Origin of the sequence: Kibdelosporangium aridum, from assembly GCF_900176515.1 — a bacterium.
Taxonomy (GTDB): domain Bacteria; phylum Actinomycetota; class Actinomycetes; order Mycobacteriales; family Pseudonocardiaceae; genus Kibdelosporangium; species Kibdelosporangium aridum.
Map to the genome: position 1 here is coordinate 37,653 of NZ_FWXV01000009.1, position 18,199 is coordinate 55,851.

An 18,199-nucleotide genomic window follows, 5' to 3' on the forward strand; every position below is an offset into this window, starting at 1 on the left:
CGTTAGATCCGTGGAATTCAGGATCTTTACCGAACCGCAGCAGGGTGCCACCTACAGCGACCTGCTCAAGGTGGCCAGGGCAACCGAGGACGCCGGCTACGACGGGTTCTTCCGGTCCGACCATTACCTGAGAATGGGTTCGGCCGACGGGCTGCCCGGGCCCACCGACGCGTGGACCACGCTGGCCGGGCTGGCCGTGCAGACCAGCCGGGTCCGGCTCGGGACCCTGATGACCGCCGCGACCTTCCGGCTGCCAGGGCCGCTCGCGATCACCGTCGCCCAAGTCGACCAGATGTCCGGCGGGCGGGTGGAATTCGGCATCGGCAGCGGCTGGTTCGAGGCCGAGCACACCGCGTACGGCATCCCGTATCCCGCACTCGGCGACCGTTTCGACATGTACACCGAACAGCTCGAAGTGATCACCGGGCTGTGGACGACGCCGTTGAAGGAGAAGTTCTCCTACACGGGCAAGCATTACCAGGTCACCGACTCGCCCGCGCTGCCGAAGCCCGCGCAGCGCCCGCGTCCACCGGTGATCATCGGCGGCAGGGGAGCCAAGCGCACTCCCGCGCTGGCCGCCCGGTTCGCCGACGAGTTCAACGTGGCCTTCGCGGAAGCTCCCGTGGCCAGCGAACAGTTCGAGCGCGTCGACGCGGCCTGCCGCGCCATCGGCCGTGACCCCGCCGGGATGATCCGCTCCATCGCTCAGGCGGTGTGCGTCGGCTGGGACGACGCACAGGTCGCCCGACGTGCCGCGGCGATCGGCCGTGACGTCGGCGAGTTGAAAAGCAACGGACTGGCGGGCACCCCGGCCGAGGTGGTCGACCGGCTGGGGCAATGGCGTGAGCAGACCGGCGTCAGCCGGATCTACCTGCAGGTCCTGGACTTGCACGACCTCGACCACCTGGAACTGATCGCCGCTGAGGTCGCCCCTCAGCTCTAGCCGCGTGTCCACCATTCCAGCACCGTGTGTCCACCACTCCAGCACACCGAAATTCCCTCGCGGGCGATGAACTTGGCGATTTCGTGGTGCCGCAATGGTGGACACGCTGTGCCCCAATGGTGGACACGCGTGGGCGGATCGGCGCGTTTGGGCGATCCTCATTAGGATCGGGGCTATGCGCGTCGTCGTCGCCGGGTCGTCCGGCATGATCGGGACAGAGCTCGTTTCGGCGCTGCGACGCGAAGGGCACGATGTGCTGCGGTTGGTACGCCGCGCGTCGTCAGCGCCGGATGAGCGGTCGTGGGACCCGCCGGCCGGCAAGATCGAGGACGGCGCGTTGGACGGCGCCGATGCCGTTATCAACCTGTGCGGCGCGGCCATCACGCTGACCAGGTTGAGCAACGCCCGTAAGCAGCTGTTGCTCGACAGCCGTGTCGAGCCGACCGAAGTGCTCGCGGCCGCCGTCGCCGAACGCGAAATTCCTTTGCTGGTCAACGCTTCCGCCGTCGGTTACTACGGCGACACAGGCGGCCGCGTCGTCGACGAGACGACCCCGCCTGGCACCGGGTTCCTCTCCCAGATGTGCAAGGAATGGGAAGCCGCGACGCAACCCGCCGCCGACGCGGGCGCCCGCGTGGCGATCCTGCGGACCGGGCTTGTGCTCAGCAAAGAAGGCGGATTGCTTGGGCCGCTGCGGTTGCTGTTCTCGTTCATGCTCGGCGGGCGCCTCGGTGACGGACGCCAGTACATGCCGTGGATCCACCACGAGGACCACATCAACGCGGTGCTGCACATCGTCAACACCGAGAAGCTGGCCGGGCCCGTGAACATGACCGGGCCGAACCCGGTGACGAACGCGGAGTTCACGCGTGCCCTGAGCCGCGCGCTGGGCAGGCCGGCGCCGTTCGTCGCGCCGAAGTTCGCACTGCGCCTGGCATTGGGCGAACTCGCTGACGAAGGCGCGTTGGCCAGTCAGCACGTCATCCCGAAAGCCCTGCAGGACAACGGCTTCACGTTCCGCTACAACACCGTGGACGAAGCCTTGGGGTCGGTGGCCAAGCGTTGACCCGGGCCTACGCCTGGGGGATCGCGCTGGTCGCTGTGTTCATCCTGCTCGGAATCTGGGTACGCGACTCGGCGTGGCCGCTCGACCTGGTCGTCGCCGACGCGATGTGGGGCTTCTGGCAGACATCCGGCGGTGACGTGGTCTGGGTGATCACCGACATCCTGGGGCCCGTACTGCCGATCGCGATGTTCTTCGTGATGGTGTTCTTCGCCGTGCGGTTGCGGCGAGACGCGTACGTGCTGAACGTCCTGTTGCGGTCCATAGTCCTGTTGGCAGCGTGTCGAATGGTGTCGTTGTTCAAGGGAGTGTTCGAACGGGACCGCCCACGGGACTATGTGGACTTCAGCTATCCCAGCGGACACGTCGTATCCGTCGCCAGTGTCGCGTTCACCGGGATAGTGCTGTGCGGCTGGCTCGCACGACGTTTGCTGCGCCGCGTGATCGTTCTCGGTGCGACACTCGTCGTGATTGCCGCGGCCTGCCGTGTGTTGCTGGATGTGCACTGGGTCACGGACGTGCTCGGCGGCACGCTGGGGGTGACGGGAACTGGCCTGCTTGTCGCGGCGGCGTTGCACTTGATCCCGCTGCGGGAGCGTAAGGTTTCAGGGTGATCGAGACATCCTGCCGTGCCGCCACGCAACCCGTGGACACGCGTGAGATCGGCACTATCGACTACCTCGCCGCGTGGGATCTGCAGCGCGAGCTCGCCGAGGCCCGTGCCTCCGGCACCGGGCCCGACACCCTGCTGCTGCTCGAACACCCTTCGGTCTACACGGCGGGCAAGCGCACCCAGCCCGACGAGCGGCCGACCGACGGCACACCGGTGATCGACGTCGACCGCGGCGGCAAGATCACCTGGCACGGCCCAGGCCAGCTGGTCGGCTATCCGATCGTGCAACTGGCCAACCCGATCGACGTGGTCCAGTACGTCCGCCGGATAGAAGAAGCACTGATCGCCGTGTGCGCAAGGCTCGGCCTGCGGACCGGCCGCGTCGAAGGCCGCAGCGGCGTCTGGCTGCCCGCCGACTCCCGCGGCCCCGAACGCAAGATCGCCGCCATCGGCATCCGCGTGCAGCGCGGCGTGACCATGCACGGCTTCGAGATCAACTGCAACGCCGACCTGTCGGCTTTCGACCGGATCGTGCCGTGTGGAATCAGGGACGCGGGCGTGACGTCACTGAGCTGGGAGCTTGGCCGGGACGTCACGGTGGCGGAGGTGCTGCCTTTGGCCCGTGACCTGGTTCTTGAGGCGCTGGAGGGCACCTTGCCGGTTGCCGACCACTGGCTGCCGCGCGCCGAGGCGCCCGGAGTTACGTTCGCCCTGAAGTCCTGACCTGACCACCACGCCCGACCTAGACAAACCCCATCCCCAGAAAGGACACCCCGCGCCACTCCCGGGGACGTCCCCTGGCCAGTCTATCGGGATAAGGCCTGGTCAAGAGGGTTACTGGGCGGTTGTGGACAGCTGGATTCGCGAACGGATCCATTCGCGAACGTGATTGTCCACAACCCGCCGTCAGGCGTTGCGGCGCTTGTCCTCCTCCGCCTTGCGGCGGGTGTACTCGCGCATTCGCTGTGGGTAGCCGACCTTGTTCGTGTCGTAGACCGGGATGCCGAGTTTCTTGCCGAGGTGGTACGCCGCCTCGTCGTTCTCGATGCGCCTGCGGGTCCACTCGCCGTCGAAGGCGACGAGGACCACAGTCGTGTGTGTCACATTGGTGCGTGGTTCGACGTAGGCTTCGACACCTCGCCTTGACCGAGCCCATTCGGCCAGGTGATCAGTGTCTTTCGAGGTGGCGGTCCGCGTCACGCCCGGCCTGGGCTTGCGGCGCAGTTTGTCGAATATCCCCACCTGGACGACCTCCCTTGCTGCCCTATACCGGACATTCTGCTCCGACGACCTGAGACACAGCTGTGCGGTGGCTGAACACACCTGGCCAGTTCGCAAGCCTGCCGTATGAAGTGACAAGATGGCGTGTGGTCGGACCAGGGGCCTTACCCGGCTGGTCCGAAAAAGACGAAGCTGTCGAGGAGACCTTGTGAGTGACACCTCCGCTGACCTGGTGATCTTGGGTGGCGGGTCGGGCGGTTATGCCTGCGCGTTTCGCGCCGCTGAGCTCGGCCTTTCCGTGATCGTGGTGGAGAAGGACAAGCTCGGCGGGACGTGCCTGCACCGTGGGTGCATCCCCACGAAGGCGCTGCTGCACGCCGCCGAGATCGCCGACAACGTGCGTGAAGGTGACCAGTTCGGGGTCAAGAGCTCGCTCGAAGGCATCGATATCAATGGCGTGAACTCGTACAAGGACGGCGTGGTCAGCCAGCTGTACAAGGGCCTGCAGGGCCTGGCGAAGCTGAACAAGGTCCAGATGGTCGAGGGCACCGGCACGTTCGTCGCGCCCAACGCGGTCGACGTCAACGGCACCCGCTACACCGGCAAGAACGTCGTTCTGGCCAGCGGGTCGTACGCCAAGACGCTGCCCGGCCTCGACCTCGGCGGCCGGATCATCTCGTCCGACCAGGCGCTGAACCTGGACTACGTGCCCGAGCGGGTCGTCGTCCTCGGTGGCGGCGTGATCGGCGTCGAGTTCGCCAGCGTGTGGCGCTCGTTCGGCGCCGAGGTGACCATCGTCGAGGCCCTGCCCCGGCTGGTCCCGCTGGAGGACGAGTACGCGTCCAAGCAGCTTGAGCGCGCCTTCCGCAAGCGCGGCATCAAGTTCAAGACCGGCGTGCGGTTCACCGGCGCGACCCAGACCGACGACGCGGTCACCGTGTCGCTGGAGTCCGGCGAGCAGTTCGAGGCCGACCTGCTGCTGGTGGCCGTCGGCCGTGGCCCGAACACCGCCGCGATGGGCTACGAGGAGGCCGGGGTCAAGATGGACCGCGGCTTCGTGCTCACCGACGAGCGGCTGCGCACGAACCTGCCGAACGTGTACGCGGTCGGCGACATCGTCCCTGGCTTGCAGCTCGCGCACCGCGGCTTCCAGCAGGGCATCTTCGTCGCCGAGCAGATCGCCGGGCAGAACCCGAAGGTGATCGACGAAGCCGGTATCCCGCGCGTGACGTACTGCAAGCCCGAGGTGGCGTCGGTCGGCCTGACCGAGGCCGCCGCCAAGGAGAAGTACGGCGACGTGCAGACGCTGGTCTACGACTTGGCCGGAAACGGCAAGAGCAAGATCCTGAAGACGTCCGGGGGCGTGAAGGTGATCAAGGCACCGGACGGCCCCGTGGTCGGCATGACCCTGGTCGGTGAGCGAGTCGGGGAGCTCATCGGTGAGGCGCAGCTGATCTACGGCTGGGAGGCGTACCCCGAAGACGTCGCCCCGCTGATCCACGCACACCCAACGCAGACCGAAGCCATTGGCGAGGCCTTCCTCGCCCTTGCCGGCAAGCCCCTGCACGTGCACGGCTGACGCACGGGCTCGAGGTCAGCCAAGCTCAAACGCACGAGGAGTAAGCGAAACCATGGCCTTCTCCGTCCAGATGCCGGCCCTCGGTGAGAGTGTCACCGAAGGCACGGTCACCCGGTGGCTGAAGCAGGTGGGCGACACCGTCGAGGTCGACGAGCCCTTGCTGGAAGTCTCCACCGACAAGGTCGACACCGAGATCCCGTCGCCCGCCGCCGGTGTGCTCGAGCGCATCGTCGCCCAGGAGGATGAGACCGTCGAGATCGGCGCGGAACTCGCGGTGATCGGTGACGGCAGCGGCGCGAGCGACAGCGAAAGCTCCGAGCCGCAGCAACAGGAAGCACCGGACCCACAGCCGGAGCCCCAACAAGAGGCCCAGCCTGAGGAGCCGGAGCCTGCCCCGCAGGCGTCCGCGTCGTCGTCCGGTGGTGGTTCGGCGTCGGGTACGCCGGTGACCATGCCGGAGCTCGGCGAGAGCGTCACCGAGGGCACCGTGACCCGGTGGCTCAAGCAGGTCGGTGACTCGGTCGCGGTCGACGAGCCGCTGCTGGAGGTCTCCACCGACAAGGTGGACACCGAGATCCCGTCCCCGGTGGCGGGCACGCTGCTGGAGATCACCGCGGCCGAGGACGAGACCGTCGAGGTCGGCGCCCAGCTGGCGATCGTCGGTTCGGCCGACGCGGCGCCCGACCAGAAGGCACCGGAGCCGAAGCCGGAACCCAAGCCCGAGCCGAAGCCCGAGCCCAAGCCGGAACCGAAGCCCGAGCCCGCCGCCCAGGCCCCGGCGCCCAAGCCAGAGCCGAAGCCAGAGCCCAAGCCCGCTCCCGCCCAGCAGCCCGCGGCGGTCAACGGCAGCAACGACGCCCCGTACGTGACGCCGTTGGTGCGCAAGCTGGCGTCGGAGAACGGCATCGACCTGTCCACAGTGACCGGTACCGGTGTCGGTGGCCGGATCCGCAAGCAGGACGTGCTCGCCGCGGTCGAGGCCGCGAAGAAGCCCGAGCCTGCCCCGGCGGCGGCTGCATCCGCACCGGCGGCCCCGGCTGCGCCCGCGGCGGCCGAGGTGTCGGCACTGCGTGGCAAGACCGAGAAGCTGTCGCGGCTGCGGCAGATCGTCGCGCAGCGCACCCGCGAGTCGCTGGCGGTCTCGGCGCAGCTCACGCAGCTGTTCGAGGTGGACGTCACCAAGATCGCCCGGCTGCGCGGCCAGGCCAAGGACTCGTTCCTGGCCCGCGAGGGCGTCAAGCTGACGTTCCTGCCGTTCTTCGCCAAGGCCACGGTCGAGGCGCTCAAGCAGCACCCGAAGCTCAACGCGTCGATCAACGAGGAGGCCAAGGAGGTCACCTACCACGGTGCCGAGCACCTGGGCATCGCGATCGACACCGAGAAGGGCCTGCTGAACGCGGTCATCCACAACGCCGGTGACCTCAACCTGACCGGCCTCGCGCACAAGATCGCCGACCTGGCCGCCCGTGCCCGGTCGAACAAGATCAAGCCCGAGGAGCTGGCGGGCGGCACGTTCTCGCTGACCAACCTGGGCACCGCGGGCGCGCTGTCGGACACCCCGATCATCCTGCAGCCGCAGGTGGGCATCCTGGGTGTCGGCGCGGTCGTCAAGCGCCCGGTGGTGATCACCGACGAGAACGGCGCCGACTCGATCGCCATCCGCTCGATGGTCTACCTGTCGCTGACCTACGACCACCGCCTGGTCGACGGTGCGGACGCCGGTCGTTTCCTGACGACCATCAAGCGCCGCCTGCAGGAAGGCAACTTCGAGGCCGAGCTCGGTCTGTAAGGCACTCCCCGAACGGCCCCGCACTCCCGGTGCGGGGCCGTTCGGCTGTCCGGTCACGACGTTCGGACGTAGCTGGGCTGGTCTGGCCTTTGCCACGCTCGGTGCATGAAAGTACTCACAGCGTTGACTGCGGGCCTGTTGACGGCCCTGACTGTGCAGGACGCGTCAGCTGCGCCTGTGGCCACTCCGCAGCAGGGGGCTGAGGAAGTACGCCTCGCGCCGGCGGCCAAGAACGTACGGCTGCGCACCACGCTTCCCGGTACCGAGCGGGCGATCTCGATCGCGTTCGCCCAGTACGGCCGCCAGGATGTCGCGTTCGTCAGCAGCGAGTCCGGCTTGCAGACCTTCGACGTGACCGACGTCGACAACCCGAAGCTCCTCGACCACCTGACCAAGCAGGAGATGGCGTTGCCGGGCGACGATCCGTCGCAACGCTTCTGGGAGAACGAGGACATCAACGTCGACCCGAAGCGCAAGCTCGCTTTCCTTGCCCGCGAGGTGAACTCGTTCGGTCGCGCGTTGCCCGGCGACCGGCCCACGGGCAACTACATCGTGTCCGCGGTGAACCCGGCGGACCTGAAGATCCTGGCGTTCCACCGGCAGAACACCGGCCACACTTCGACGTGCGTCAACGACTGCCAGTACCTCTGGACGGCAGGGCGGGACAGGTCGGCGGAGAACACCGGCCGGATCTACGTCACGGACATCCGCGATCCCCGCAACCCCAAGGAGTTGCCGGTCTCGGTGGACGTCCGCGGCGCGGGCAAGATCACGCATGACGTCCAGGTCGACGCGATGGGAATCGCTTGGGTCGCAGGCGATGACGGCACGCGCGGCTACTGGACTGACGGTTGGCACCGCGATCCGTTGACGGGCATGTTCCGCAAAGCCACGGCGGCGGACCCGGTTCCGTACGCGGGCGGCAACGTGCCGCAGATCGACATGCCGACCCGGTTCACGCACAACTCGTTCCGCCCGGTCGGCCGGACGTTGTTCGACGGTCCGCGCCCGACTCGTGAGAACCCGGCGGGCAGCCTGCTGCTGCACACCGAGGAAGCGTTCGGGTCGTCGACGTGCAAGGACCAGGGCCGGTTCGTCATTTCTTCCTTGCGGGGCACGGAAAACGGCGAAGGCTGGGGGAGTACGCCGAAGGAGATGAAGACCGTCGGCGTGTGGAGCCCGGACGACAAGGAAGGCACCTTGCCCGGTGACGTCACGTGTTCCGCGCACTACTTCGACGTGCAGAACCGGATCGTCGCCTACTCCTGGTACGAGCAGGGAACCCGGTTCATCGACATCTCCAACCCCGCCAAGCCGATCCAGATCGGGTACTGGCGGCCGGACGCGGCGACCTCATGGGCGCCCTACTGGCACAAGGGGAACGTCTTCGTCGCCGACATCGTGCGCGGCGTCGAGATCGTGTCGCTGACCAAGGGTGCTTACGAGGCGCAGGAAAACGGGACCAACGTCCAGCTGGTCACGGGCGGCCCGGTGAAGGTCAAGGTCGGGCCGGGCGACAAGCAGCGCCTGCCGCTCGTGCCGCACCCGGACTACGGCTACGCCTGTCCGATGATCGCCAGCCGAGGCGGCTGCGGCCCAGGCTCAAGTAGCTGCTGCTGACGAAAAGGCCCCCTTGCGCGCAAGGGGGCCTTTTCGCTTGGTATGTCAGCCGTTCTCGGCGATGTCCGCCAGCGTTGCCGCGATCGTCCTGACCGGAACGCCTGTGCCGCCGCGGGTGGTGTAGCCGAACGGGCCGCCGCTGTTGTACGCCGGGCCTGCCACGTCGATGTGCGCCCACTCCAGGCCGTCGGGCACGAACTCCTTCAGGAACTGGCCCGCGGCAAGCATTCCGCCCCAGCGGTGGCCGGTGACGTTCGCCAGGTCGGCGACTCGGGAGTCCAAATCGGACCGGAGCTCGTCCGGCAGCGGCATGGCCCACGCGTTCTCGCCGACGGCCTGGCCGATGCCGGCCACGCGGTCGCGGAAGTCGTCCGAGCCCATCACGCCCGCGGTGCGCTTGCCCAGCGCGACCACCTGGGCGCCGGTCAGGGTCGCGGTCTCGATCAGGTAGTCCGGGTTGTCCTCGCCAGCACGCACGATCGCGTCGGCCAGGATCAGCCTGCCTTCGGCGTCGGTGTTGAGCACCTCGACGGTCTTGCCGCCGTACATCGTCAGCACGTCACCCGGGCGGTACGAGGTGCCGGACGGCATGTTCTCGGCGATCGGCACGGTCGCGATCACTTCGAGCGGGAACTTCAGCTTCGCCGCGAGCACGACCGCCGCGACCACGGCCGCCGCACCGGACATGTCGGAGGTCATCTCGTCCATGTTCGCCGCAGGCTTGATCGAGATGCCGCCGGTGTCGAACGTGATGCCCTTGCCGACCAGCGCGACCTTCTTCGACGCCTTGGGGCCCTTGTAGGCCAGGCGAACCAGCCGGGGCAGCCGGGACGAGCCACTGCCGACGCCGAGGATGCCGCCGTAGCCGCCCTTGCGCAGCGCCTTCTCGTCGAGCACCTCGACGGTCAGCCCGGCGGCCTCACCCAGCTTCGCCGCGCGCTCGGCGAACGACGCCGGGTACAGGTCGTTGGGTGGGGTGTTGATCAGGTCACGAGCGGTCGCCACGGCCTCGGCGATCGCGGTGGCCGCCTTCAGCGTGGCCTTGTTGTCCTTGTTGCTCGCCGCGGAGAAGTCCACGCGGCCGACCGGGCCGTCGCCCGCGTCCGATTTGTACTCGGTGAAGGTGTACCCGCCGAGCACAGTGCCTTCGACCGCGGCCTGCAGGTCCACAAGAGACAGGAAGCTGTGTGCGCGCTTGACACCGGTCAACGCGCGGGCCGAGGCACCGGCCGCGCGGCGGACCTGCTCAGGCGTGGGGTCGGCCTTGCCGAGGCCGACCGCGAGCACCACGCCCGCCTTGAGCTTGCCGAGCGTCGGGACCTTCACCGTCTCCTCGGCCTTGCCGGTGGCACCGAGGCTGGTCAGCACTGCGACGAGCGATCCGTCGAAGACGGCGTCGACGGCCTCACCACCCGGAGCGAGGGTGAAGCCTCCGCCGTCCTGCTGCACTGTCCCGATCACCACGACGTCGGCCGTGATGTCGGTGACTGCGTTGTCGGACAGGGCGAGTTTGGGGGCGGTCACTGGCTACTCCTCGTCGGGACGGCTGATAGTAAGGGATGCTAACGACCCCACCCTGGCACGTGACCCGTCAGGGTGACCCACGACTTGCTGCCAGAGTCGAGCATCGGTATGGAGAAAACGAGTGAACCAAGTGCCGAGCTGTTCCTGTGCACCGGGCCGGTCTGACACTGTGTCCGGGTGCAACCTGCCGTCCCCGACCGGCTGAAGGTGACCGCCGGAGTGGTGCCTGGGCTGTCCGCGATGCTGGGGGCCGGGCTGCTGGTCGCCATCTCGCCCGCGGCGGCCGAGGCCGGGACCTGGCTGCTGCTCAGTGTCGTGATCGCCTTCCTGGCCGCGTTGTGCGGCGCGTTCTCCACATCGGACCAGTCGCGCCGGTTCGTCGGGATCGGCGGTGGATACCTCTACAGCCGCCACCAGCTGGGTGTTCTGCCTGGCCGGATGGCTGGCAGCACCGCGTTGGTCGGCCGGATCGTCGCGGGTGCCGCGATCGCGGGCACGTTCGGTGTGTACGTGGTGCCGCAGTACCCGGTGACCGCTGCGATCGTGGTGAGCCTGATCGCGGCGGCGGCCGACGCGCTCGGCGTCAGGCCTTCTCGCGGCGTGACGACGGCCGTGCTCGTGATCACACTCCTTGGGCTCGCGTTGTTCGTCGCTGTGGCGTTCGCGATCGCGCCGCCGGAGGCGTTACCGCTGCCCGCGGACGTCGAAGGCGGTATCAACGGCACGGACGATCCGAGCGGGCTGCTGGCCGCCGCAGGTCTGATGTTCTTCGGTTTTCTCGGGTTCGAGCAGGTCACGTCCTCCTCCGAGCAGGAGTACACGGTCCGCCAGCTGCACGTCGCCATCCCGGTGATCATGGTCGGCACGCTGGTGACCACCGTCGCCGTCGCCGGTGCCGCACTGCACCAACTCGGCGGCCCCAGGCTGGCGCTGTCGCCCGCGCCCCTGATGGACGCACTCGCCGCCGCCGACGCCCAGTCGTTGCAGCCGTTCATGGCCGGAGTCGCCGGGATCGCCACACTGTTCGGGCTGCTGATGGCGATCGGTTCGATCAGGCGCACGCTCAGCGCGATGGCCGAGTTCTCCGACGTCCCGCCCGCGTTGGCGATCGTGGGGTCGCGTGGCGTCTCCGCGCCTGCCGCTGTGCTCAGTGGCGCGGCTGTGGCCGTCGCCGCGGCGTTGCTCAACCCGCCGCAGGCGATCGGCGTGGCCGCGTGCCTGCTGTTGTTCTACTACGCGTTCACCAACGCGGCCGCCCGTCTGCTCATGCCCGCGGACCGCACATGGCCGCGTCGCGCGGCGTGTTTCGGACTGGGCTTCTCGGTGCTCATCGGGATGAACATGTCGGTGAAATACCTGGTCGTCGTGGTGCTCGTGATGATCGTCGGCTGCGTCGCCGGCGCCATCAGCTCGAGGTACGCCAGAAAGTAGCCAGCCAGCCCGAGGGGAGATCGATCATGCGTGAGGTCCTGCTTCTCGGCCACATCTCCTTCGCCGCGATCTGGATCGGCAGCCATATCGGCATGCTGGCCATCGGGTCCCGTGCCTTACGCGAAGGCCCGGAACGCACGGTGCAGTTCATCCACGATTCGGACTGGCTGGGCAACCGGCTGCAGGCCGTCTCCGCGATCCTGGCGCTGCTGTTCGGCATCGCGCTGGTCGTCGTGGTCGGCTTCTCCTTCGGCGACCTGTGGATCCTCCTGGGCATCCTCGGCTTCATCATCCTGTTGATCATGGGTATCGGCTACCTGACGCCGCAGTCGCGCAAGATCCTCGAGGCCGCCGAGCAGCACGGCGCCGGCGCGCCCGACGTCCAGGCGAAGATCAAGACCGTCCGCCGGGTGGCCATCGCGCAGGCCGCGGTGATGCTGCTGATTGTCCTCGACATGGTCGCCAAGCCCGTCTTGTAAGTTCGCTGACGTGACTGAGCAGCTGCTACGAGGGCCCTTGCACGACCTGCACGCGAGCCTTGACGCCACCTTCGCCCCGTTCGGGGGCTGGGAGATGCCGATCCAGTACAAGACGGGCGTGGTCGCCGAGCACACGGCGGTCCGCGAGAACGTCGGCATCTTCGACGTGTCCCACCTGGGCAAGGTCCGGGTGACCGGGCCGGGCGCGGCCGACTTCGTCAACCGGTGCCTGACCAACGACCTCAACCGGATCGCACCGGGCAAGGCCCAGTACACGCTGTGCTGCACCGAGACCGGCGGCACGGTCGACGACATCATCGTCTACCTGGTCGGCCCGCAGGACGTCTTCCTGGTGCCGAACGCGGCCAACACCGCCGAGGTGGCGCGCAGGCTGATCGAGGCGGCGCCGGAGGGCATCTCAGTCACCGACGAGCACCGCCAGCACGCCGTGCTGGCCGTGCAGGGCCCGCGTTCGGCGGAGCTGCTCGACGGCCTCGGCCTGCCGACTGAACTCGAGTACATGGCGTACCGCGACGCCGAATGGCGTGGCCTCAAGGTGCGTGTGTGCCGTACGGGCTACACCGGTGAGCACGGCTACGAGCTCATCCCCGCGTGGGGCGACGCGCCGGTCGTATGGGAGGCGCTGCGCGAGGCGGGCGGCGTGCCGTGCGGGCTGGGCGCCCGGGACACGCTGCGCACCGAGATGGGCTACCCGCTGCACGGCCACGAGCTGTCCCTGGAGATCAGCCCGGTCCAGGCCGGGTCGACGTGGGCGGTCGGCTGGAAGAAGGACGAGTTCTGGGGCCGCGAGGCGCTGATCGCCGAGCGCAAGGAACCCGCGCGGCGGCTGCGCTGCCTGCGTGCGCTCGACCGTGGCGTCCCGCGTCCGGAGATGCCCGTGCTGGACGCCGACGGCAAGCAGATCGGCGTGACCACGTCCGGCACGTTCTCCCCGACGCTGAAGACCGGGATCGCGCTGGCGCTCATCGACACGTCAGCGGGCATCGACGTCGGTGCGGAGGTCACGCTGGACGTGCGTGGCCGCAAACTGCGCTGCGAGGTCGTGAAGGCGCCGTTCGTGCAGACGAATGTAAAGAGCTAGATGCTGGCGAGCGCCGCGATCAGCAAGATGACGGTGAGTACGAGGGTGAGCACGAACGGGCCGCCCTCGACGTCACGCGGGAAGAACTTCTTGTTGTGCTTGCGGCGCCACCACACCGCCCACCACACCGCGCCGAGCAGGCCGAGGATGATGCCGAAGACGCCGATCCACGCGTAGCCGACCAGCACCAGCATGCCCAGCCCGAACGGCATGATCGCGCCGACGGTGGCGACCCGGAAATCCGAGCCGGTACCAGCGCTCACGGCGTTCTGTTGTGTGTTCGCCACAGCGCCATCGTAGTGCGCGCGGCGGGGTGTACCCGAAAGTAGGACGTCCGATCCTCGGGATACGGATTTTCTTCGACGCTAACGACGATTAACGTACTCCCATGACGTCCACGCTGTCGTTCACCCAGACCTCCAGCCCGAACCCGGCGACCCCGGAGCGGCTCGCGGAGGTACTGGCCAATCCTGGCTTCGGACAGCACTTCACCGACCACATGGTGACCATTCGCTGGAGCAACGACCAGGGCTGGCATTCCGCCGAACTCGAGCCGTACCACCCGCTCACGCTCGACCCGGCCGCCACCGTGCTGCACTACGGCCAGGCGATCTTCGAGGGCCTCAAGGCCTACCGCCACCAGGACGGCTCGATCGTGGCGTTCCGCCCCGAGGCGAACGCCGAACGGTTCCAGAACTCCGCGCGCCGGATGGCCATGCCGGAGCTGCCGACGGCACTGTTCATCGAGTCGCTGCACCAGTTGCTGGCGGTGGACGGCCGATGGGTGCCCGACCGCGCCGAGGCTTCCCTTTACCTGCGGCCGTTCATGATCTCCGACGAGTCCACTTTGGGCGTGAACCGGCCTGCGAACCACTACCTGTACGCGCTGATCGCCTCACCTGCGGGCCCGTACTTCGCCACCGGCGTGAAGCCGGTGAAGGTGTGGCTCTGCACGGACTACGTGCGCGCGGCGCCCGGTGGCACCGGCGCGGCCAAGTGCGCGGGCAACTACGCGGCCTCCTTCGTCGCGCAGGCCCAGGCCGTCGAGCAGGGCTGCGACCAGGTGGTCTGGCTGGACGCCGTAGAACGCCGGTGGGTCGAGGAAGTCGGCGCGATGAACCTGTTCTTCGTGTTCGGCAACCGGCTGGTGACGCCGGAGCTGTCCGGTTCGCTGCTGCCCGGCATCACCCGCGACAGCCTGCTGACACTGGCCCGTGACCACGGGTACACAGTGGAAGAACGCCGCGTGTCCACAGAGGAGTGGGAGAAGAAGGCCGAGTCCGGTGAGCTGACCGAGGTCTTCGGCTGCGGGACGGCCGCGGTGATCACTCCGGTGGGTTCGGTGAAGAGCACTGCGGGTGAGTTCACCATCGGCGGGGGGCAGCCTGGTGAGGTGACCATGAAGCTGCGGCAGGCCCTCAATGACCTGCAGCGCGGTGCGGCTCCGGATCCTCACAACTGGCTGCACCGGTTGGCGTAGGAAGGTTTCCGGCGCCGCTGTGGTTACTTCGGCGCGCTCTGTGGTCACCTTCGGAGCGCTCCTGTGACTGGTCGGCGCGATTTGGTGTGGAGCCTCTGCGCCGCAAAAGGCAGGGAAAGCGGGCAGGACCTGCGGCCCTGCCCCGCCGACAAGCTTATTTGCGGCGCTACTCCACACAAAATCGCGCCGACTACTGCTTTTGGCGCGCCTCTTTTCGTGGCTTGGGCGCGCTTCCGCTTGGGTTGGGCGTGTCTTGGTGTTGTGGTTGGGTGCGCCTTTTCGTGGTTAGGGCGTGCCTTCCGCGACCTGTTCATCCTCGACCTGCCGCAAGCCCCCTGGAGCTTGCACTGGTCGCGACTAGGGCGCGTGCAGGCTCATCGGGCCGTAGACCTCGGCCTCGCCGTGCAGCAGTGTCACCCGATCGACTCCGGCGGCCAGCAGGTCCTGCCATGAGTCCCTGAGCCAGTCCTCGGCCTCGGTCTGTCCGGCGAACAGCGTCTCGTCGCCGGGGATGTCTCGGCCGCGCTCGTCCTGACAGCGCCATCGATAGTCCACATCGACTCCCGCTCAAGCGGTAACTTTGGCCCGAGGCTATGTCACCCGGCGACGTGAGGGACATGTGACGCGCAGGACACTGGTTTTGGGCGGGGCACGATCCGGCAAGTCGGCGCACGCGGAAGGCCTGCTGCCGGCTGACGAAGAGGTCCTGTACGTGGCCACCGGCCGCCGGGACCCGAACGATCCGGAGTGGACGGCGAGGATCGACGCGCACATCGCGCGCCGTCCGCATACGTGGCGCACGGTCGAGGCATCCCGTGAGCTCGCCGACGTGGTGCGGGCCGCGAAGGGCTGGACGCTGGTCGACGACATCGCCACGTGGCTCACCGGCGTGATGGACGCGGCGGGTGCGTGGGAGGGCGCGGGCCTGGATTTAGTCCGCCGGGAAGGCGCGATGTTGGTCGAGGCGGTCGCGGCGACCGAGGCACGGGTGGTGCTCGTGTCGGCGGAGGTCGGCCTGGGCGTCGTCCCGCACACGCGCTCTGGCAGGCTCTTCCGCGACGAGCTCGGTGCCCTCAACACCGCATTGGCGCAACGCTGTGACGAGGTCCTCCTGCTCGTGGCCGGTATTCCGATGCGGTTGCGTTAACGGAGGTTTGGGGTGTTCCCGTACGTTTCCCCACCCGACGAATCGGCTAAGCGCGATGCGCTGGCCAGGCAGGATCGGCTGACCAAGCCGGCTGGCGCGCTGGGCAAGCTCGAACAGCTCGGGGTGTGGGTGGCGTCGTGCCAGGGCGTCTGCCCGCCGAAGCCGTTCACCCGGCCGCGCGTGATCGTGTTCGCGGGTGACCACGGCATCGCGGCCAAGGGTGTCTCGGCGTATCCCACCGAGGTCACCGGGCAGATGGTGGCGAACTTCCTCAACGGCGGCGCGGCGGTGAACGTCCTCGCCACGACGGCCGGTGCGACGGTTCGCGTGGTCGACATGTCGGTGGCCTCGGACGTGGCCGAGTCCGTCGCCGAGTTCAAGGTGCGCAAAAGCTCGGGCTCGATCGACCACGAGGACGCGTTGACCGAGGACGAGGTCAAGGCGGCGGTCGAAGCGGGCAAGACCATCGCCGACCAGGAAGTCGACGGCGGCGCGGACCTGCTGATCGCCGGGGACATGGGGATCGGCAACACGACCCCGGCCGCGGTGCTCGTGGCCGCGCTGACGGGTGCCGAACCGGTCGCCGTGGTCGGCCGTGGCACCGGGATCGACGACCAGACGTGGATGCGCAAGACCGCCGCGATTCGTGACGCCCTGCGCCGCGCCCGCCAGGTCAGCGCGGAACCGATGGCGTTGCTGAAGACGACGGCAGGCGCCGACATCGCCGCGATGGCAGGGTTCCTCGCCCAGGCATCGGTCCGCAAGACCCCGGTCATCCTCGACGGCGTGGTGTCGACCGCGGCAGCGCTGGTGGCTGAAGAGTTGGCGCCCGGTGCGCGGCTGTGGTGGGTGGCCGGGCACCAGTCCACCGAGCCCTCGCACAAACTGGCACTCGAGCAGCTGGGCCTGGAACCGTTGCTGGAGATGGACATGCGCCTCGGCGAAGGCTCCGGCGCGCTGGCGGCGTTCCCACTGGTCGCGATGGCGACCCGGATCCTGGCGGAGATGGCGACGTTCCAGGACGCCAACATCTCCGGACCCGCGGACTAGTGCTGCTCGCCTTTTCCTGGCTCACGGTCCTGCCCATCCGCGTGGACCACGTCGACGCCCGGGCAGGCCGCCGCGCGATCGCGGTGGCACCCGTGGTCGGCGCGGTCCTCGGGCTGCTTGTGGCGGCCGTGTTGCAGGGGGTGCCGGGACTGCTCGGCGGGTTTCTGTGCGTCGGGCTCGTGGCTCTGGCGACTCGGGGTATGCACCTCGATGGCCTGGCGGACACGGCTGACGGCCTGGGGTGTTACGGGCCGCCTGAGCGCGCGTTGGCTGTGATGAAGGAGGGCGGCGTTGGCGCTTTTGCTGTCGTCGCCCTGATCGTTGTGCTTGGGCTGCAGGCGGTTTCTCTTGGCTCTGTCCACTGGGGAGCCGTGGTGGTGGCCTTCGCGGCGGGACGGGCGGCTTTCTCGTGGTGCTGCCGTCACGGCGTGCCCGCCGCCCGGCCCTCCGGGCTCGGTGCGCTCGTGGCCGGGTCGCAGCCGGTTTACGCGCCGGTCGGGTGGCTTGTGTTTCTTGGGGCGGTGGCGATTCCTGTCGTCCCGTCCCGGCTTTGGGCCGGTCCGCTGGCCGTTGTGGTTGCCGCTGCGGTGCTTGTGGCTTTCGTGGCGCACGTGCGCCGACGACTCGGCGGCATCACCGGCGATGTTCTCGGTGCCGCGTGTGAGCTGACGGTCACCGTCGTGTTGGTCGTCTGTGCTCTGGCTTCATCTTGAGTGCCCTTTGCGCGGCTTTCTGCGGCAGGTCAGGGTTTTGGACTGCGATGTCGATGAGCTGCGCGAGGTAGTGGCTGTTCACTGACTCGACCTCGACCAGAGCTTGGAGGTCCTCGGCAGAGCCGGACAACCTCGTGCGATAGGCCGCGTGCGATGTAGGCGTAGCCCGCGACAACTGACGGGGACCCGCCCTCCCGCAGCCCATCGACCGCAGTGGGCTCTGTATCGCGCAGTACGGCGAGGCCCGCGTATGACTCGGCATTCCCTGGCGCTTCAGCGATCGCAGCTGCGAAGTATTTCGCCGCCTCGGCCGGATTGCCCCCGCAGTGCGCCATGACCTCGGCGATGGCGATGTACCCGGACCTCTCCATGAACGGGCAGCGTAGCCAGGCTGTGTACTCACGACAGCGCGCGGACTTGATGCATGCGAGGCAGTTATGGGTCA

The 18,199-nt window shown here is 68.2% G+C and carries 18 protein-coding genes; 14 read left to right on the forward strand and 4 right to left on the reverse strand.

Annotation, left to right across the window (positions count from 1 at the left end; genetic code table 11):
- Positions 1-10: 10 nt before the first annotated feature.
- From B9C43_RS38380 to lipB, 4 genes are all read left to right on the forward strand, one after another.
- Positions 11-943: an LLM class F420-dependent oxidoreductase gene (locus tag B9C43_RS38380; RefSeq protein WP_084432033.1), complete on the forward strand. Its 933-nt coding sequence runs from the start codon at positions 11-13 to the stop codon at positions 941-943.
- Positions 944-1,118: 175 nt separating this feature from the next.
- Entirely contained in the window at positions 1,119-2,009 is an 891-nt protein-coding gene (locus tag B9C43_RS38385; protein WP_084432036.1) for a TIGR01777 family oxidoreductase, read from the forward strand.
- Positions 2,006-2,620, forward strand: a complete 615-nt coding sequence (locus B9C43_RS38390; RefSeq protein WP_033383593.1) for a phosphatase PAP2 family protein — start codon at positions 2,006-2,008, stop codon at positions 2,618-2,620. The genes B9C43_RS38385 and B9C43_RS38390 overlap by 4 nt, the downstream gene beginning before the upstream one ends.
- On the forward strand, positions 2,617-3,342 hold the full coding sequence (lipB, locus tag B9C43_RS38395) for a lipoyl(octanoyl) transferase LipB (RefSeq protein ID WP_033383595.1): 726 nt from the start codon (positions 2,617-2,619) through the stop codon (positions 3,340-3,342). The genes B9C43_RS38390 and lipB overlap by 4 nt, the downstream gene beginning before the upstream one ends.
- 183 nt (positions 3,343-3,525) lie before the next feature.
- Here the strand turns inward: lipB and B9C43_RS38400 are convergent, their stop codons facing one another.
- Positions 3,526-3,861: a hypothetical protein gene (locus B9C43_RS38400; protein WP_033383602.1), complete on the reverse strand. Its 336-nt coding sequence runs from the start codon at positions 3,859-3,861 to the stop codon at positions 3,526-3,528.
- Between the two features lie 187 nt (positions 3,862-4,048).
- On the opposite strand from B9C43_RS38400, the gene lpdA reads away from it, so the two are divergent.
- The 3 genes from lpdA (at position 4,049) to B9C43_RS38415 (ending at position 8,828) form a co-directional block, all read left to right on the forward strand.
- Positions 4,049-5,419, forward strand: a complete 1,371-nt coding sequence (gene lpdA / locus B9C43_RS38405) for a dihydrolipoyl dehydrogenase (protein ID WP_033383603.1) — start codon at positions 4,049-4,051, stop codon at positions 5,417-5,419.
- A gap of 52 nt (positions 5,420-5,471) precedes the next feature.
- Positions 5,472-7,208 carry a 2-oxoglutarate dehydrogenase, E2 component, dihydrolipoamide succinyltransferase gene (sucB, locus tag B9C43_RS38410; RefSeq protein WP_084432039.1) on the forward strand — a complete coding sequence of 579 codons (1,737 nt, stop codon included), beginning with the start codon at positions 5,472-5,474 and terminating at the stop codon, positions 7,206-7,208.
- Between the two features lie 105 nt (positions 7,209-7,313).
- Complete coding sequence (locus tag B9C43_RS38415) at positions 7,314-8,828, forward strand: LVIVD repeat-containing protein (RefSeq protein WP_084432042.1); 1,515 nt, start codon at positions 7,314-7,316, stop codon at positions 8,826-8,828.
- Positions 8,829-8,873: 45 nt separating this feature from the next.
- Here B9C43_RS38415 and B9C43_RS38420 read toward each other — a convergent pair whose 3' ends face one another.
- Positions 8,874-10,352, reverse strand: a complete 1,479-nt coding sequence (locus tag B9C43_RS38420; protein WP_084432045.1) for a leucyl aminopeptidase — start codon at positions 10,350-10,352, stop codon at positions 8,874-8,876.
- Between the two features lie 177 nt (positions 10,353-10,529).
- Here B9C43_RS38420 and B9C43_RS57015 point away from each other — a divergent pair, with 177 nt between their 5' ends.
- The 3 genes from B9C43_RS57015 to gcvT are packed head-to-tail and all read left to right on the forward strand — an operon-like array spanning position 10,530 to position 13,364.
- A complete protein-coding gene (locus B9C43_RS57015; protein ID WP_160097003.1) occupies positions 10,530-11,783 on the forward strand; it encodes an APC family permease in 1,254 nt (417 codons plus the stop codon).
- A 26-nt stretch (positions 11,784-11,809) separates the two neighbouring features.
- The gene (locus B9C43_RS38435; protein WP_033383611.1) at positions 11,810-12,262 is read left to right on the forward strand and encodes a DUF2269 family protein; all 453 of its coding nucleotides are present in this window, start codon (positions 11,810-11,812) and stop codon (positions 12,260-12,262) included.
- A 10-nt stretch (positions 12,263-12,272) separates the two neighbouring features.
- The gene (gcvT, locus tag B9C43_RS38440) at positions 12,273-13,364 is read left to right on the forward strand and encodes a glycine cleavage system aminomethyltransferase GcvT (protein ID WP_084432057.1); all 1,092 of its coding nucleotides are present in this window, start codon (positions 12,273-12,275) and stop codon (positions 13,362-13,364) included.
- On the opposite strand, the gene B9C43_RS38445 is transcribed toward gcvT, so the two are convergent.
- Positions 13,361-13,651 carry a hypothetical protein gene (locus B9C43_RS38445; protein WP_084432060.1) on the reverse strand — a complete coding sequence of 97 codons (291 nt, stop codon included), beginning with the start codon at positions 13,649-13,651 and terminating at the stop codon, positions 13,361-13,363. The two genes, gcvT and B9C43_RS38445, sit on opposite strands and share 4 nt — an antisense overlap.
- A 101-nt stretch (positions 13,652-13,752) precedes the next feature.
- Here B9C43_RS38445 and B9C43_RS38450 point away from each other — a divergent pair, with 101 nt between their 5' ends.
- Positions 13,753-14,844: a branched-chain amino acid aminotransferase gene (locus B9C43_RS38450; protein ID WP_033383615.1), complete on the forward strand. Its 1,092-nt coding sequence runs from the start codon at positions 13,753-13,755 to the stop codon at positions 14,842-14,844.
- Between the two features lie 357 nt (positions 14,845-15,201).
- Here the strand turns inward: B9C43_RS38450 and B9C43_RS38455 are convergent, their stop codons facing one another.
- Complete coding sequence (locus B9C43_RS38455; protein ID WP_033390177.1) at positions 15,202-15,399, reverse strand: hypothetical protein; 198 nt, start codon at positions 15,397-15,399, stop codon at positions 15,202-15,204.
- Between the two features lie 64 nt (positions 15,400-15,463).
- Here B9C43_RS38455 and cobU point away from each other — a divergent pair, with 64 nt between their 5' ends.
- From cobU to B9C43_RS38470, 3 genes are read left to right on the forward strand one after another with little or no spacing between them, the layout of a single operon-like run.
- Entirely contained in the window at positions 15,464-15,991 is a 528-nt protein-coding gene (gene cobU, locus B9C43_RS38460) for a bifunctional adenosylcobinamide kinase/adenosylcobinamide-phosphate guanylyltransferase (RefSeq protein WP_033390178.1), read from the forward strand.
- Between the two features lie 12 nt (positions 15,992-16,003).
- Positions 16,004-17,041 carry a nicotinate-nucleotide--dimethylbenzimidazole phosphoribosyltransferase gene (cobT, locus tag B9C43_RS38465; RefSeq protein WP_084432063.1) on the forward strand — a complete coding sequence of 346 codons (1,038 nt, stop codon included), beginning with the start codon at positions 16,004-16,006 and terminating at the stop codon, positions 17,039-17,041.
- Positions 17,041-17,754: an adenosylcobinamide-GDP ribazoletransferase gene (locus B9C43_RS38470; RefSeq protein WP_084432066.1), complete on the forward strand. Its 714-nt coding sequence runs from the start codon at positions 17,041-17,043 to the stop codon at positions 17,752-17,754. The genes cobT and B9C43_RS38470 overlap by 1 nt, the downstream gene beginning before the upstream one ends.
- Positions 17,755-18,199 lie beyond the last annotated feature (445 nt).